This window comes from Deinococcota bacterium (assembly GCA_030858465.1).
GTDB lineage: Bacteria > Deinococcota > Deinococci > Deinococcales > Trueperaceae > JALZLY01.
On sequence record JALZLY010000216.1, the window covers coordinates 1 to 16,138 of the forward strand.

The window sequence follows — 16,138 nt, forward strand, 5'->3', positions numbered from 1 at the left end:
GCCAAGCACGGCCACAACACCATGCCCGCCTTTATGGCTTGCGCCCACGCCTACTGCACCTTGGGCGAGCAGATGGACATCCTGCGTGAGGTCTACGGCGTCTACGAGGAGCCGGTGCTGGTCTAGAGGCGGAGCCGGGGCACCGGGTTCCTTTCAAGGCTTCCCGACCATGTCTGGTGCCGGGGGAAGCGCCGGCTACACGCCTGGTCATGCAGCCCTGCATGATGCGTGACCCAAGGGTCGACAGCAGGGCCATGGCCCCACTGCCGAGCCGAGATGTTGTGGTCGAGATGTTGTGGTCGAGACGTTGTGGTCGAGACGTTGTGGTCGAGATGTTGTGAAAGCCTTTGCCGCTACGGTAAGATGCTGCATCATGGAAAACCACAAGATACGCGTACTCATCGCCAAACCCGGCCTCGACGGCCACGATCGCGGCGCCAAGGTGATCGCCAGAGCGCTCCGCGACGCCGGCATGGAGGTCATCTACACCGGCCTGCGGCAAACCGGCGAGATGATCGTCAACGCCGCGGTCCAAGAGGACGTGGACGCCATCGGCCTGTCGATTCTCTCCGGCGCCCACATGCACTACTTCCGCGAGGTCAGTCGGCTCCTCAAGGAGCGCAAGGCCGAGGACATCCTGGTCTTCGGCGGCGGCATCGTCCCCGAGCAGGACCTGCCCAAGCTCGAGGAACTCGGCGTCGGCGCCATCTTCACGCCCGGCGCCAACACCCAGGACGTGGTCGCCTATCTGCGCGAGGCCGTCGCCGAACGCTGGGCGGCGCAGGCTTAGGCCCGGCGTCCGCTTTTGTCACGCCAGTGCGGCGCCGGAAAAGGTCACCCGAGACGCTTGGCTTCTCGACCGGCCCGCACCTGCACTTCGAGCTGCAGGAGGGGGCAAGGCTATCGACCCGCTCCAGCACCTGCGCTGAGGCCTCGAGCCGTCGTTGGCGGGTTTGAAGACAGAAGACAGAACTCGGCAATGAAGCGTATAGTGGCGCTCGAGGAGCTTGTGATGAGCACGAGAACAGAAGCTACCATCGAAGACCTGTACCGGGTGCCGGATAACGGCAAAGCCGAGATAGTCAATGGGGAATTGCTGCTGATGTCGCCTACTGGAGGGGTGCCGGGGCGAGCGAGCGGAAGAATCTATCGCAGCCTCGATGATTATGAGCGTAGCAGTGGCGGCGGGTACGCGTTTCCCGACAATGTCGGCTTTGTCGTGAAGCTGCCACACCGTCGCTCCTTTAGCCCTGACGCGGCCTTTTACGTCGGAGAGCTGAAAGGAGGAAAGTTTCTCGAGGGCGCGCCCGTGTTTGTTGCCGAAGTCAGAAGCGAAGGTGATTATGGAGCAAAAGCCGAGTGGGACATGGCAGCCAAACGGGCCGACTATTTTGCCGCCGGAACGTTCGTAGTATGGGACGTCGATGTGCTGAAAGAAAACGTGGTGCGCGTCTACCGCGCAAACGACCCTGAAAATCCCGTGGTTTACCGCGGCGGTGACCTGGCGGAAGCCGAGCCTGCTCTACCGGGCTGGTCGATGCCGGTAGCCGACCTCCTCGCCTAGGCCGCGCGCTTGTTCTTCTGTGGTGTCCCTAGCACCTGCGCTGAGGGCTGCATGAGGGCACAGAGTTTAAGACGAGATTGATCCATGCGTGTTCCCTCACTACAAGAAGCAGAGGCTTTGCTGTCGGAAGCGAAAAGGCGCAACTCCGGGCCCTGGGTCCAGCACTCCATCTACGTCGCCAAAGCTGCCGAAGCTATCGCTTCCTATCACCCTGAGCTCGACCCGACCACGGCGCTCATTCTCGGCTACCTGCACGATATCGGCCGACAGGAAGGCGTGACCGACATGCGCCATGCCCTTGACGGTTACACCATTTTGAACGAGCGGGGTTTCTCCGACGCCGCGCAAATTTGCCTGACCCATTCCTTTCCGATGGCGGAACAACGGCGCGCCGAGACTGCCGCCGGAACATGGGACTGCTCGGCGGAAGAGCTCGCCTTCGTCGACAGTTACCTCGAGGCCGTAGCCTATAGCGACTATGACCGGCTCTTGCAGCTCTGCGACTGCCTGGCTGTGGCCTCCGGCTTTTGTCTGATCGAAAAGCGTTTTGTCGATGTCGTTACGAGGCACGGCTTCAACGAGCACACGATTCCACGCTGGAAGGCCTATCTGGGGCTTCAGGAGAGCTTTGAGAGCGCCATAGGCCGGTCCATCTACAGCATTCTTCCCGGCGTCGTAGAGAACACCTTTGGGTTCTCGCAAGAAGAACCCGGTTAGCCGCCTCTCAACCAGTCAGGTGCTGCTTGTCTAGCGGAAGTAGTCCCTCAAGACCTCGTGGTATTCGACCGGAATGCGCCCCTCGGTGATGGCGCGCTCGAGGCCGCGTTCAAAGCTCTCCGGGGCGGCGCCGGCAGGACCCTCGGCCTGGCCGCCGCCGGGCAGGCGCACGACGCCGGAGGAGGCCCGGCCGCCGTCATCGCGCTGGCCGGGGACGAACTCGGGACGGTCCTCTTCGCGCTCCAGGGTCTCGAACAGGCCCTCGGCGTCAGGGGCGAGACCGTCCGCGCCGACGCCTCCGCCGGGGTCCAAGTCGCCGCCCTCCGCGTCTCCCTCGGGGCCCGGCGCGTCCTCGCCGCCCGGCTGCCCTTGCGCCTCCGCGCCTTCGTCGCTCGGGCCCTCGCCCAGGCCCTCCTCGCCGCCATCCTCGAGCCCCTCTTCCTCGCCTTGGCCCTGCTCAGCGCCGTCGTCTCCCTCTTCGCCCTCCTCCGCGCCGGCCGGCTGGGTTTGGGGCGCGCTCTGCTCACCCTCAGCCGCCTCGGCGGCCTGCGCCTCGTCGCCCTCGCCGGGCTCGCCGCCCTCGCCGGGCTCTCCAGAGTCTCCAGGCTCGCGGCCGTCATCCTCTCTATCCGCCTCGCGGGCCTGAGTCGGGCCTTCACGCCCCTCTTCCTCGCCGCTCTCGTCGGGTGCGCCTGAGGGTGCGCCCTCGGAGCCGCCCTCGTCCTCTTCGGCCTCCTCTACGGAGCGCAGGAAGTCCTCGAGGGCCTGGCGCTCGCTTCCGGCGCCCCCTTCGGGTGCGCGGCCGCCCTGGCCGGGGGCGCCGGAACCCTCACCCTCGGGGCCGTCCGGGTCACCGGGATCGCCGGCCGGCGCGTCCGCCCCCTCAGGGCTCTCGGGCTCGTCGCCCGGCGGCTCCTCGGCGCTCGCTTCATCCGGATCCTCGGCGGCGGCGGGCGGCACTTCCGGGCCGCTCATGCCGGGTGCGGTCGAGAGCGGGCTGGCAGCCGACCAGGGTGCGTTGGGCACCAGGAGGAGACCAAAGGCGACGGCGAAGAGCGGCAGCCACCAGGGCTGCGGGCTGGGGCGCTCGAGGTTCTTGCCGGCGCGCTCGACGCGGCGGTGGAGGGCGGTATAGAGGCCGTAATGGTCATCGCCGCGCGGCACCTCGAGGGCGGTGCGGTAGGAGAGGCCCAGGTGGGTGTCGAGCCAGTGGAGCGCCCAACCCTGCCCCGAACGCAGGCGGGGCAGGAAGCCCAGAGCGCTGCCCAGGGCGATAAAGCCCAGGTGCCAGAGGAGGTGCGCGCCCAAGAGCCAGGCGACGAAGGAAAGAAGCAGGGCGCCGAGGCCACAGACCGTCAGGCGCTCCTGCCAGTAGCGTGTGGCGGCCAGGCGGCTGTGCAGGCGCAGCCAGGGAAAGCTGGTGGCGGCGCGGCTCACGGTTTGTGCCTCTTTCTCAACGTCATCACTAGGTACAAGGCTAGCAGAGAAGTGGTAAAGGCAAGGTGAAGCGGTGAGACATTGGTCGCGGCGGTAGCAGGGTTGAAGAGCACCACGCCGAGGGCGAGGTCGGCGAAAAAGGCGCCGACGAGCAGCAGCAGGGCCAGGACCGGCGCGAGCGCGAGCAGGCCCAGGCGCGCCAGTGCCTGGCCGAGCCCCAGGCCCAGGGCGAAGTAGGCGGGGATGACCAGGCTGTGGACGAGCGGCGACCACCAGAGGGGCAGCGGTGGGACGCTGCTCATCCAGGCGACGGCCTCGAGCGGCAAACTCAGCACGAAGAGGGCAAAGAGCGCCAGCAGGATGAGGGTGCTCTCCTGCTTGGGTCTGCGGGCGTAGCCCATCCCGTAGGCGAGCGAGACAAAGGCGGCAAAGAGGCTCTTGGCCTGCACCAGGCTGAACCAGGCGTCGTTGGCATCGAGGGGCTGGCTCGGCCAGGCCAGCGCGATGATGACGGTAGAGAGGGCGAGGTAGCCCAAGAGCACCTGCACCGTGTCCGGCTGGCCCAGGCGCTCGCCGAGCCGCTGGCCGAGGCCGCTCACGGCGTCTCCCGTACTGTTCCCCAGGCTGTCTCCCGCGCCGTTTCCTGTGTTGTCACAAGCCGGGGCCCTGGGGGCGGCAGGGCCACGTGGACCGCAGCGCCGCGCCGCGCCAGCGCGCTGCCCTCGGGCAAGAGCGCCGCCAGGGCCGCGTAGCTTTCTCCCATCATGGCGACCTCCTCTGAGGTGTTGTTCACGTCCCGCCGGGGCTCGAGCGCGTCGCCACTGCCCAGGTCGCTCTGCGGTCCGAGTCCCAAGACGTAGACATCGGTCAGAGGCGCCGAAGTGAGGTTTTCCAGGCGGCCTTCCCGCCAGCGCAGGCCCGCCTCCTGCAGGCTTGGCCGTTGCGCCACGGCTACGCTTCGCCAGCGCGCTACCGCCAGCTCGAGGCCGGCCTGGTCGGCTTGCCACTCGCTGGCCTCCAAGGCGCGAGCCGGTCCCTCGAAGCGCCGGCTGCCGTCGGCCAGGCTGAAGTAGACCTGCACGGGCTGGCGCCAGGCCAGTGGGCCACCCCCTAAGACGAGTTGCCGGCTCCGCAAGGCCTCCTCCTGCTCGGGCCGCAGGCTGCCGTAGGCGGTCAGGCCGACGATGAGCGCGAGCGCCAGGCTGGCCAGATAGCCCGCCATGCCGCCGTAGCGGACGAACAGCAAGACCGCCGTGCTGTAGCCCGCCACCAGGAGCAAGACGGTGAGCAGCGGGACCACGGTGGGACCCTGGCGCAGCTCGGCGGAGATGAGCGAGCCCGTCAGGGCGCCGGTGTCGAGGCGGTCGAGCTCGCGGAGGTAGCGGGCCGCCTCCGCTTCGGGGGCGCGCACCAGCCAGCCCACGCCGAGCCGCTGCGCGGGCTCGGGCGCCAGCCGCGCCAAGGCGCGGTGGCTGGCGCTCAGGGGCTCGAGCAGGACGACGGTGGCTCCCGCCGCCGCCGCCGCGACCACCGCCTCGGGCCGGGGCGCCGCCGCCGAAGGGTCGATGATGACGGTAGCCACGCCGTCATAGGCGGCCAGACGCTCGGGCAGCTCGGAGGGCAGGACGTCCACCGCGCGCAGCTCGGGCTCGAGCAGCGCCCGCCGCGCGCCCAGCGACTCGGCGACGACGAGCTGCAGCGGGCCCAAGTCCAGCGGGCCCCGCTCGAAGGAGCCGCTGACCAAGACGACGGCGCCGTCGCGCAGCTGCCAGCTCATGCTCCGCCAGGCGGGCAAAAAGACATCGTCCTCGAAGACGCGGATGCCGCTGCCGCCGGTAAGCCGCGCGCTGTAGCGCACCAGGCGGGGACCTTCGCGAAGGCTGCCCTGGTCGATCTGCAAGATGAAATCGAGGGGCGGCTGGTCGCGCAGGCTCACCCGCAAAGGGTTCCAGGCTCCCGGCGTCATCTCGCCGGCGACGCCCAGCTCCACGGTGATGAGCCGGCTCTGCGCCGAGGCCGAACCTGTCCACAGGAGCAGGCTGAGCCAGAGCGCAATGAACAAGACAAGCCGCACACCTGAGTCTAGCAGGTGCCTTTTGAGACCGCTGTCGTCACCGGGCTCCGGGCGGAGCTAGCGGGAGGAGGGCAGGTGGGGCGTCCAGACGATGGCGCTGACGATGGGGCGCTCGAAGCGCCGGTTGACCACCTCGCCATCCAAAAAGAGCGTGGTGCTGCCGCCCCCGTCCAAGTTCATGGCGCGCTCGGCGCCGAGGCTCAAGAAGAGCGGCACCAGCTCACGGGCGGTCATGCCGTCGGCGGTGACGAGGAGCACCGTCCCGTCCGGGCGCACGCCGATGGCGCTCCGGTCGGTGCGCTTGGTGAGCATGTCGCCGATAAAGTCCTCGCTGTCCGGCGCATAGGCGGGCCGGCCACCCTGAAGCAGCAGCGGCCCGGCCTCGACCGCGTAAGGCAGGCTGCCGAAGGCGGCAGGGCTGAAGCTGGCCTCGAGGCTCGCCCTGACGCCCGTCCGCACCGCGCTCAGCTCAACAACGCCCGGGTCGTAGCTCACCACGAAGCCTCCCGGCGGCACGGTGCGCGCGCCGTAGCCGTTGTCGCTCACCCGCCCGTCCGCCACCACCAGCGCCCGGCCGGCTTCCTGGCCCACCTGCTGGCCTACTTGGCTGTGGACGTGCACCTCGCCCCGCGCGCTCAGCTGGCTCAGCGCGTAGCCACGCGCGCCAACTCGCAAGGTCATGTCCGAGCGGACCCGCTCGATGGTCGGTGCGCCTCCGCCAAAGCCGATAGTGGCTCGCCCGAGATAGGCCGCCGCGCCGGCGCGGCCGGGAAAGGGCAGCGACCGAGTGCTGTGATCCACCCGCAAGAGGCCGATGGCCGCGGCGGTCCGGGTGTCGAAGAAGCCCGCGTTGACGGCCGCCAGGCTGCCGCCGGCAAGCTGGCTCAGGGGCCGTGCCAGCGCGGTCTCGCCGACCACCCGGAAGTGCCCGTAGCCCGGCGCGATCTCGACTAAGTGAACGCCGCTGCTGCCCAGGCTGGTGGGCGCGGTAAAGCGGCGGTAGGACACGCCGGGGCGAACCTGGCGCGTCTCCTCCTGGACGTCGGCGAAGCGCAGAAAGTCGAGATCGACGACCACACGGCTCGGCTCGGCGAGAGGAAAGGCCTGGTAGACCAGCCCGGAGCCCGCGACGAGGAGGCGGAGCCCGTCTCCGCGGCTGTCGAGCACGACATCGACGCTGTCGCCGCCCATGATGCGCCCCCCGAGGTCGCTGGGGACGAGCAGATCGGGCAGCGGGATGCTGGCTAGGCCCTGGTCCTCGAGCCTGCCCTCCTGCCGCACCCCCTCGAGCGCCTCTCCGCCCAGTGCCCCGGCCAGATCGAGCACCACCCGGACGCTGCTCGTCTCGCCGATGCGCACCCCCGTCAGTCGTGGCAGGGAAGGGGCGAGGGCCTCCAAGACCAGCTCGCTCACATAGACCTGCCCGCCCTCGCGCAGGGGCGGGATGTCAGGGCCGTAGGGCAGCCAGCCGAGGCCGTCGATGTAGGCGATATGGGTGTCGCCGTGCTGGATCTGCAAGGCAGCGGGCGACTCGGTGACCATGCTCGGCGGCACCAGGTAGAGGCGGTCCTGAGCACCGGCGACGCCAAAAAGGGCGAAGCCGAGGAGGAGGTACAGCCGGAGGGAGAGTTTCATAGATGGGCAGTCTAGAGGCTGGGGTTTGGCTTTTGGTGAGGGCGGAGGGGTCAGGGGTCGGGGGTCGGGGGTCAGAATAAAACCTCCTGATCCCTGCACCCAAAGTTCCTGCACCTAAAGGTTATGAAAGAGTTCCAAGAAGAGACCGGTCTCGAGCCGGGCCTCCAAGAGGTGGCCGAGTGCCAGCGCCAGCTGCTCGGCCTGCACGTCGCGGAGCGAGAGCGAGAGCGCGCCCACTTCGGTCGCTTGGCGGCGCAGGGCGCTCATGGCGCCGCCTTCCAGGTCGACGACGGTGAGGTGCGGTCCGAGCAGTGCGGACCTTATGTCGCCGGCATTGTCCGCGCGCACCAGCAGGTCGGCGCTCTCGATGAGGCTGCGGGTGAGGCTGTCGTCTTGCGCCTTGGCGACGATGCGGGTGGTGGCGGCAAGGAGCCGCGTCGTCTCCTCGGCCAGGGGGCGGCTCGAGGAGAGAACCGCGAGCTGTCTCACGCCCAAGGTCGCCAGCTCGCGGCTGAGCGCGCGCGCCCGGACGCCGCTGCCCAGGACCACCGCCGACGCGCCCCGGCCGTCCCAGCCCGCTCTCCTGAGCGCCCGACCGGCGGCGCGGCCAAAGGTGTACTCGCCGACAAGACCGAAGGGCGTGACCGCGAGCGCGTCCGCCGCGCCCACCTCTTGAGCGTCCAAGCTCGTTCTCGCCGCCGCGGCAAAGGCCTCGCGCTGAGTGACGTCGTCGAGGACGAGTGCGCCCGCGAAGTTGAGCGGCCTGAGCGCCGCAAAGACGCTGTCGCTGCTGACGCCCTCGCTCACGGGGTGGAGGAGCAGGTCGCTCAAGGCGGGTTCGCGCCGGTGCAGGTCTTGCAAGAGGCTGCGAAGCTGGGGGTCGTGACAGAAGAGAGCGACGAGTTGCACGCCCCAGTATATGAAATCAGCGCCGCCCGCGCGCGTCCCTGGCTCGCTCGGGTGTAGTACCCGCACTAGCGGGGGCCTAGTGGCCCTACACTATCGAGGCGAACGGGGTTCGGGTCATCGCGCTCGAGATATGCTAGGCTGGCCTCATGAGCGCGCTCACCTTCCCAAGCCGGACCCCGTGTAGCCGGACGCTGTGTAGCCGGACCCCGTGTAGCCGGACCCTAAGTCGGATCGCCCGCCCGCCTGGGCCGGGCCGCGCGCCGCGAACTCGCCGCTAGCGGCGAGCCTCTTCAATTTGTCTTCCGATTTGTCTTCATCTTGTCTTCATCCGAACAGCCCACATGTTTTGTGCTCGCAATGTTTTATGCTCCAAACCTTTCCTTTGCTTTGAGAGGTGATCGATGCAAGTCCTGCTTCCCGACGGAAAAGCCCTCGAGTTCAGTGCCACCGTCACCCCCCGCGAGGTGGCCGCGAAGATCGGCCCGGGCCTCGCCAAGGCGGCCCTCGGGGCCAGGGTCAACGGCCAGGTCCAAGACCTCCTCAGCGAGCTGCCGGACGGCGCCGAGGTCGCCATCCTCACCAAGCGCGACCCCGAAGTGCTGCATCTGGCCCGCCACACCCTCGCCCACGTCATGGCCCAGGCGGTGACGGAATACTTCGTGAGCCAGGGCTTCGAGCGCCGCGAGCTGCGCATGGGCATCGGGCCGGTCATCGAGCACGGCTTTTATTACGACTTCGACCTGCCGCGCAGCCTGACGCCCGAGGACTTGGGTGAGATCGAAGCGCGGATGCATGAGATCATCGACGCCAAGCTGCCCCTCAGAAAGTACGGCCTGAGCCGCGCCGAGGCCTTGGCGCGCTATGAGAGGCTGGCCGACCCTTACAAGCTCGAGCTCATCCACGACCTGCCCGAGGATGCCCCGCTGACCTTTTACGAGCAGGGCGGGGGGGAGGGCTTCACCGACCTCTGCCGCGGCCCGCACCTGCCCTCGACCGGCGACATTCCCAACCACTTCAAGCTGATGAGCATAGCCGGCGCCTACTGGCGCGGCGACGAGTCGCGGCCCATGCTCCAGCGCATCTACGGCGTGGCCTTCAGCAGCAAAGAAGCGCTCGAGCACCACCTCTGGCAACTGGAAGAGGCCAAAAAGCGCGACCACCGCAAACTCGGCCGCGAACTCGATCTCTTCACCTTCTCCGAGGACATCGGCGCGGGCATCCCCCTCTTCCTGCCCAGGGGTGAGGTAATCCGCCATGAGATGGAGCGCTTTGTGCGCGAGGTGCAGACCCGCCACGGCTACGAGCACGTCTGGACCGGTCACCTCGTCAAGGAGTCGCTCTACAAAAAGTCGGGCCATTTGGACAACTACGGCGACTCGATGTTTCCGCCGATGGAGGACGAGGGGGTGCGGCTGCGCCTCAAGCCGATGAACTGCCCCAGCCACATGACCCTCTATAACAGTCGGCTGCACTCCTACCGCGAGCTGCCGCTCCGGTACGCCGAGTTCGCCACCCTCTACCGCTACGAAAAGTCGGGCGAGCTGACCGGCCTCACCCGGGTGCGCTCCCTGACCCAGGACGACTGCCACATCTTCTGCACCGAGGCGCAGATCCAAGAGGAGTTCGCCCGCGCCCTGCGGCTCATCCGCGAGGTCTTGGACACCTACCGCTTCAGCGACTACGCCGTGCGCCTCAGCCTGCGCGGCGACGAAGGCAAATATGTCGACGACGACGACAACTGGGCCAAAGCCACGCAGGCGCTCCAGGGCGCCCTGGACGCCGAGGGCGTGCCCTATACCGAGGCCGCGGGCGAGGCCGCCTTCTACGGTCCCAAGGCCGACTTCATGGCCAGGGACGTTTTGGGGCGCGAGTGGCAGCTCTCGACCATCCAGGTGGACTTTATCCAGCCCGCGCGCTTGGGCTGCGAGTACATCGCCGAGAACGGCGAGCGGCGCACGCCCGTCGTCTTGCACCGCGCCGTGACCGGCTCGACCGAGCGCTTCATGGGCGTGATCATCGAGCACTTCGCCGGCGACATGCCGCTCTGGCTCGCCCCTGAGCAGGTCCGCATCGTGCCCATCGCCGACCGGCATGTCGAGTACGCTCGGGCGCTCGAGGCCAGGCTCGAGGAGGCGGACCTGCGCGCGAGCGTGGACGGCCGCAGTGAACGCATGAACAGCAAGATCCGCGACGCCGAACTCTACAAGGTGCCCTATATCGCCATCGTCGGAGACAAGGAGATGAATGCCGGGGCGGTGTCCTTCAGGAGCCGCAAGGAGGCCGACAGGAACGGCGTGCCCGCGGCGCCCTTCGTCGAGCATCTCAAGAGACACGTCCGGGCGCGCAGCCTGACGGTGGAGGGGCTCGAGGCGAGCTTACCTTGACGTTGCCAGGACGGTGACGGTGCCAAGACGGTGTCAAACCTTCACAAGCCTCGCGAACAGCGCCCTGTTTGATGAGCCCGGCTGCCGCATGGCTCTGTTTCCCCATGGCATCTTCAAGAGCGCCGTCTTCAAGAGCGGCTCGCAGCGTTGCGGGTCAATTTCTTGAGGATTGGCGTCCGGGGAAGCAGGCGCCGGCATAACACCCTCTTCCGTCTCCTGTATTCTGTACTCTGACTTCTCGGCGCCCCTTGCCGTATCAAGGCTGCGCCCAAGCGGATAAGGAGAACCCATGCCCGCACTCGTGGCGGAACGTTTGAGCAAACACTACGGCCGGGCTCGAGCCGTCGACGCGGTGAGTTTCGAGGTCGCGCGGGGCGAGATCGTCGGCTTTTTGGGGCCCAACGGGGCGGGCAAGACCACCACCTTGCGGATGCTCACCGGGCTCATCCGCCCTACGAGCGGCCGGGCGCGGGTCCTGGGAGCGGCGGTGCCGGGGCCGAGCCTGCGCGAGGTCGGCACCATGATCGAGGAGCCGAGCTTCTACCCCTACATGACCGGCCGCGCCAACCTCAAGCACGCCGCGCTGTTGCACGGCGGGGTGAGCGAGGCGCGCATAGACGAGACGCTTCGCTTCGTCAAGCTCGACAACGCCGCCAAGAAGAGGGTCCAGGCCTACTCGCAGGGGATGCGCCAGCGCCTGGGGCTGGCGCGGGCGCTGCTCTGGCGGCCGCGCGTCTTGATCCTGGACGAGCCCACCAACGGCCTGGACCCGGTGGGCATCGCCGAGATCCGCGAGAACCTGCGCGCCATCGCCCGGGAGGGGGTGACGGTTCTCATCTCGAGCCACATCCTCGCCGAGATCGAAAAGCTCGCCCCGCGCGTGCTGGTGATCGAGCGGGGCAGGCTGCGCTTCGACGGGCCGCTGGCGCAGCTCACCCGGCGCCTGGCGGGCGCCCGCGTGAGCTACGTGCTCGAGGCGACCGATAGCGCAGCCTTACAGGCCGCGCTGGCGCGGCTTGGCTACCAGGCGGATACGCTCGGCGTCGCGCACACGCACAGTGGGCGGCTGCGCGCCTCCCTGCCCGAGGGCGAGGCCTCCGCGCTGCTCTCGCGGCTGGCCGGCGAGGGCGTCTTAGTCACGGAGGCCCGGCGCCTGGAGGACAGCCTCGAGGACGCCTATCTGCGCCTCCTGCGCGAGGACGGCAGGCCCTCGTGAGCGCCGGTCTGGGCGCCGGTCTGAGCGCTACCGTGAACGTCGTCCGGGCGGAGCTCTTCAAGGTCACCCGCAAACGCCGCGCCTACCTCATGGCCCTCTTCTTGTGGGCGCTCTTTCCGGCGCTCCTCTTGCTCGTCGGCTGGCTGGTGCAGACGCGCATAAGCGGCGCCCTCGTCGAGGACGCGGTGAGCCTGAACGCCCTGGTGCAAGCCATCGCCTCGCCCTACGCGCTGTCGCGCAACGTCCTCTTGCTCCTCGGCAACTCCTCGCCCAACCTGCTCATGGTGGTGGTGGCGCTGTTGGCGGCGCTGCTCATCGGCGAGGAGCGGGCCAACAACACCTGGAAGGCCGTCTTGACCAATCAGCCGAACCGCCTGGCGGTGCTCGCCGGCAAGGTCGTCGCCCTCATGCTGGTCTTGGGCGTGCTGCTCCTGGGCGCCTACCTCTTCGGGCTGCTCCTGGGGCTGCTCGGCACGCTCTTCTTGCCGACCACGCCCGCGGGCGCCTGGGGCGAGCTGGCCGGGCTCTACCTGCTGCAGTGGGCCTTTGCTCTGGCGGCCGTGCTCTTCGCCTCCCTGCTCGTCTGGCTCATCCGCAGCCTGCCGGTGGCCATCGTGGCGATCTTCTTTCTGCCGGCTATGCTCGAGGGCGCGGTCAGCTTCTATCTGGTCACCTCGGGCCTGAATCTCACCAACCGCATCACTGCGCTGCTCCAGGCGCTCCGGCTGCGCCAGCTCGCCGAGACCTTGCCGCAGTATTTTCTCTCGACCAACCTCTACGCCCCGGCGCGGCGGCCGCTCGCCGAGCTGGGCGAGGTCTTCGGTGCCGGCGCCTTCGGCGGGCCGCTGGCGGGCCTCTTCACCGCCGACCTTGGCCGCGCGGCGCTTGTCTTGCTCGGCTACGGGCTGCTCTTCGGGGGCCTGCTGGCCTGGAGCTTCACGCGGCGCGACGTCGCCTAGAGCGGTGGTGCGATAGCTGCCGGGCGAGCCCGTGCCGCTCTGGCTCGAGGACTGCGGGCCATATCGCGGTGTTTTCCGTCGCGTTCATCCCAAGATGGCCTGGTTGCCCAGCGGGTATGCTGGCAAGCCGGACGCTTACGAGGCGCTTATGAGACTATGACGCTATGACGGTAGAACAGATCATCGTATTCGCCACGCTGCTGGGCGCCTTGCTCCTCTTCATCTGGGGTCGCTGGCGTTACGACGTGGTGGCGCTGGCGGCGCTCTTGGTGGTGACCACGACCGGAATCGTCGATGGTGAGCGCGCCTTTATGGGCTTCAGTCACCCGGCCGTCATCACCGTGGCGGCGGTCTTGGTCCTCAGCCGCGGCCTCATGAACGCTGGCCTAGTCGACGTGATCGCCAAACAGATGGCTCGCGTCGGCGACCGGCCCAGCTTGCAGATCGGCGCGCTCACCGGCTTCGTGGCGGCCTGCTCGAGCATCATGAACAACGTGGGCGCACTCGCCATCATGATGCCCGTCGCCATCAAGGTAGCGCGCACAAGCGGCAACTCGCCCTCGCTCTTGCTGATGCCGCTGGCCTTTGGCTCCCTTTTGGGCGGGCTGATCACCCTCATCGGCACGCCGCCCAACATCATCATCGCGACCCTGCGGACGCAGGCGGGCGGCGAGCGCTTCGGCATGTTCGATTTCGCGCCCGTGGGCCTGGCGGTCACCGCCGCCGGCATCCTCTTCATCATGCTGGTCGGCTGGCGTCTCCTGCCCCAGCGCCAGGGTCAGGCCTCGCAGGGGGCGATGTTTCGCATCGAGGACTACATCACCGAGGTGCGCGTGCCCGCCGAGTCGGAGCTGGCGGGGCGGGCGCTCTACGACATCAAAGCCTTTGGCGAGGCCAACGTGGTGGTGGTCGGCCTGGTGCGCGGCGAGCAGCGCTACGCCGCGCCGTCGCGCTTCGAGGTCTTGCGGCCCCGCGACGTGCTCATCTTAGAGGCCGACCCCGACGGCTTGGAGGCCATAGTGGCGGCGACCGGGCTCGAGCTCGTCGGCAGCAAGAACGTGAGGCCGAGCGACCTGTCTTCCGAGCGCATCAGCCTGATCGAGGCGGTGGTTTCGCCCGGCGCCATCATGGAAAACCGCACCGTGCGCAGCCTCAACCTGCGCTGGCGCTACGGCATCAACCTGCTGGCGGTGGCGCGCCGCGGCGAGCGTCTCAAACAGCGGCTCGACAAGGTGCGCTTTCGCGCCGGCGACGTGCTGCTCCTGCAGGCCGGCAGCGAAACCGTGGGGGAGTCTTTGGCAAACCTCGGCTGCCTGCCGCTGGCCGAGCGCGGCCTGCGGCTCGGCCAGAAGCGGCGCCTCATCCCGGCCGCGCTCATCTTCGGCGGCGCTATCACCGCGGCGATGACGGGCGTCATGGCTATCCAGGTGTCGTTCGTCCTGGGCGCGCTCCTCATGGTGCTTGTCGGCTTGCTCACCCTGCGCGAGGCCTACGGCGCCCTCGACCTGCCCATCCTGGTGCTGTTGGGAGCTATGATCCCCGTCGGCGAGGCGCTCGAGACGAGCGGCGGCGCCGAGCTCATCGCCTCGAGCTTTTTGAGCCTGGCGGGACAGATGTCGCCCGTCCTCACCCTGACCGCCCTCTTGGTCTTCACCATGCTGCTCTCGAACATCATCAACAACGCGGCGGCGGCGGTCTTGATGGCGCCGATCGCCATCAGCCTGGCCCGCAGTCTGGGGGTGTCGGTGGACCCGCTGTTGATGGGCGTCGCCATCGGCGCCTCGGCGGCCTTTATGACGCCCATCGGCCACCAGTCGAACACCCTGGTGATGGGACCGGGCGGCTACCGCTTCGGTGACTACTGGCGCATGGGCCTGCCGGTCTCGCTGCTCGTCACGGCGGTGGCGGTGCCGGTCATCCTGATGGTCTGGCCGCTCTAGGGCGGGTCTGGCTATCCCAGCGCGCGCCACAAGACGTCGTAGAGGAGCGTCTTGAGCGCCAGCAGGATGACGATGGCGAGGAAGAGGCGCCGCAGCCAGGGACCCTCCAGCCTCATGGCGAGGCGCGCGCCGCTGAGCCCGCCGACGAACATGGTGAGGCTGAGGACGAGTCCCAGCCGGTAGTCGATCAGCCCCTGGAACGCGAAGACGAGCGTCGCCACCAGCGAGGAGAAGACGTTGACGAGCTTGGTGACGGCGACCGCCTGGAGAAAGCTCATGCCGAAGAAGGCGACATAGGCGGCCGTCAGCAGGGTGACGTAGCCGCCGCTGAAAAAGCCGCCGTAGACGCCGAGCGCCAAGGTGGCGGCGTAGCCGGCGACTTCGCCCGCGCGCGTGGGCGCCGCCGCGGGCGCCACCCCGGCGCCCCTGTTGAAGAGCATGAAGAGGACGATGACGAGCATGAAGAGGGCGATGAGCAGCGGCAAGGCCTCCACTGCCACCACGAGGACGAGCAGGGCGCCCAGGACGGACCCCACCAGGGTGAGGATGACCAAGAGCGGCAGCCGCCGCCGGTCGAGGACGCCCCTGCCGAGAAAGGGCAAGGTGCCGCCTATGCTCAAGAAGGTGAGCGCCAGCATGTTGGTGGCGATGGCGACGCGCGGGTCGATGCCGACCTGGAGCATGGCGGGCACGGTGATGAGCGAGTTGGCGCCGGTCACCACGCCGATGACGCTGGTGAAGAAGAAGACCGCGACGAGCGCCATTAGACCGAGCGCGGTCACACGAGTTCGTCTCCGGACGCCGTCACGTCGCAGTCTATCCTGCGCTCGTCTTGCGTCCAATTCAAAAGAACAGACCCCGCGGCAAGGGGACGTGGAGAAGACGGGTAAAGACGAGGTAAAAAAACCCCACCTCAGCGGCAACGATGACGACCCAGAGGGCGAGTCGTGACGGCCCGACGCGGTGGTTAGCCGATGCCAAGTACCAGACCAAAAAGGAAAACGCGACGACGCTGGCCGTGAAAAAGCCCACCAGGCCGATCGCGAAAAACCAAAAGAGGAGCGTGAGCGCGGTGACGATGAGTCGGCGGCGGCTGCCCTCGGCAAAGAGCGGCTGCATCTCGGGACGGCGCAAGCCCACGACCACGAGCGCCGCGGAAACTGTGGCGATAATGAGTAGCACGGCGTTGGGAAACATGAGGCTGAAGGGGGAGAGGTTGCCTCGAGCGAACCAGAAAATGAGACAAACCGCTAAGCCGATAGAGCCGCTGATGAGATGGGTGTTGACGCCCTTAGTCACCTGA

The 16,138-nt window shown here is 68.0% G+C and carries 14 protein-coding genes; 7 read left to right on the forward strand and 7 right to left on the reverse strand.

All coding sequences use genetic code 11. From position 1 onward, the window contains the following. The first annotated feature begins 373 nt into the window (after positions 1–373). From M3498_10905 to M3498_10915, 3 genes are all read left to right on the forward strand, one after another. Positions 374–790 (forward strand): cobalamin B12-binding domain-containing protein, encoded by a 417-nt coding sequence (locus M3498_10905; GenBank protein MDQ3459791.1) that lies wholly within the window; start codon positions 374–376, stop codon positions 788–790. Between the two features lie 201 nt (positions 791–991). Beyond that, on the forward strand, positions 992–1,564 hold the full coding sequence (locus tag M3498_10910; protein MDQ3459792.1) for a Uma2 family endonuclease: 573 nt from the start codon (positions 992–994) through the stop codon (positions 1,562–1,564). Positions 1,565–1,648: 84 nt separating this feature from the next. Next, positions 1,649–2,281, forward strand: coding sequence for an HD domain-containing protein (locus M3498_10915; protein MDQ3459793.1), 633 nt, complete (start codon positions 1,649–1,651; stop codon positions 2,279–2,281). A gap of 30 nt (positions 2,282–2,311) precedes the next feature. Here the strand turns inward: M3498_10915 and M3498_10920 are convergent, their stop codons facing one another. From M3498_10920 to M3498_10940, 5 genes are all read right to left on the reverse strand, one after another. After that, the gene (locus M3498_10920) at positions 2,312–3,718 is read right to left on the reverse strand and encodes a hypothetical protein (GenBank protein ID MDQ3459794.1); all 1,407 of its coding nucleotides are present in this window, start codon (positions 3,716–3,718) and stop codon (positions 2,312–2,314) included. Beyond that, complete coding sequence (locus M3498_10925) at positions 3,715–4,317, reverse strand: hypothetical protein (GenBank protein MDQ3459795.1); 603 nt, start codon at positions 4,315–4,317, stop codon at positions 3,715–3,717. Before M3498_10925 ends, M3498_10920 begins: the two co-directional genes overlap by 4 nt. Then, on the reverse strand, positions 4,314–5,792 hold the full coding sequence (locus tag M3498_10930; GenBank protein MDQ3459796.1) for a hypothetical protein: 1,479 nt from the start codon (positions 5,790–5,792) through the stop codon (positions 4,314–4,316). Before M3498_10930 ends, M3498_10925 begins: the two co-directional genes overlap by 4 nt. Before the next feature lie 57 nt (positions 5,793–5,849). Further along, positions 5,850–7,427, reverse strand: a complete 1,578-nt coding sequence (locus M3498_10935) for a phosphodiester glycosidase family protein (protein MDQ3459797.1) — start codon at positions 7,425–7,427, stop codon at positions 5,850–5,852. A gap of 114 nt (positions 7,428–7,541) precedes the next feature. Next, on the reverse strand, positions 7,542–8,336 hold the full coding sequence (locus tag M3498_10940; GenBank protein ID MDQ3459798.1) for a hypothetical protein: 795 nt from the start codon (positions 8,334–8,336) through the stop codon (positions 7,542–7,544). Positions 8,337–8,737: 401 nt separating this feature from the next. Between M3498_10940 and thrS the strand changes: the two genes are divergently transcribed. From thrS to M3498_10960, 4 genes are all read left to right on the forward strand, one after another. Further along, a complete protein-coding gene (gene thrS / locus M3498_10945; GenBank protein ID MDQ3459799.1) occupies positions 8,738–10,720 on the forward strand; it encodes a threonine--tRNA ligase in 1,983 nt (660 codons plus the stop codon). Between the two features lie 289 nt (positions 10,721–11,009). After that, positions 11,010–11,936 carry an ATP-binding cassette domain-containing protein gene (locus M3498_10950; protein MDQ3459800.1) on the forward strand — a complete coding sequence of 309 codons (927 nt, stop codon included), beginning with the start codon at positions 11,010–11,012 and terminating at the stop codon, positions 11,934–11,936. Then, the gene (locus tag M3498_10955) at positions 11,933–12,895 is read left to right on the forward strand and encodes an ABC transporter permease (GenBank protein MDQ3459801.1); all 963 of its coding nucleotides are present in this window, start codon (positions 11,933–11,935) and stop codon (positions 12,893–12,895) included. Before M3498_10950 ends, M3498_10955 begins: the two co-directional genes overlap by 4 nt. A gap of 164 nt (positions 12,896–13,059) precedes the next feature. Then, complete coding sequence (locus tag M3498_10960) at positions 13,060–14,835, forward strand: SLC13 family permease (protein ID MDQ3459802.1); 1,776 nt, start codon at positions 13,060–13,062, stop codon at positions 14,833–14,835. A gap of 11 nt (positions 14,836–14,846) precedes the next feature. On the opposite strand, the gene M3498_10965 is transcribed toward M3498_10960, so the two are convergent. Both M3498_10965 and M3498_10970 read right to left on the reverse strand, forming a co-directional pair. Then, positions 14,847–15,617 carry a sulfite exporter TauE/SafE family protein gene (locus M3498_10965; GenBank protein MDQ3459803.1) on the reverse strand — a complete coding sequence of 257 codons (771 nt, stop codon included), beginning with the start codon at positions 15,615–15,617 and terminating at the stop codon, positions 14,847–14,849. 61 nt (positions 15,618–15,678) lie between these two features. Continuing rightward, entirely contained in the window at positions 15,679–16,134 is a 456-nt protein-coding gene (locus tag M3498_10970; GenBank protein MDQ3459804.1) for a tripartite tricarboxylate transporter TctB family protein, read from the reverse strand. Positions 16,135–16,138: the final 4 nt, after the last annotated feature.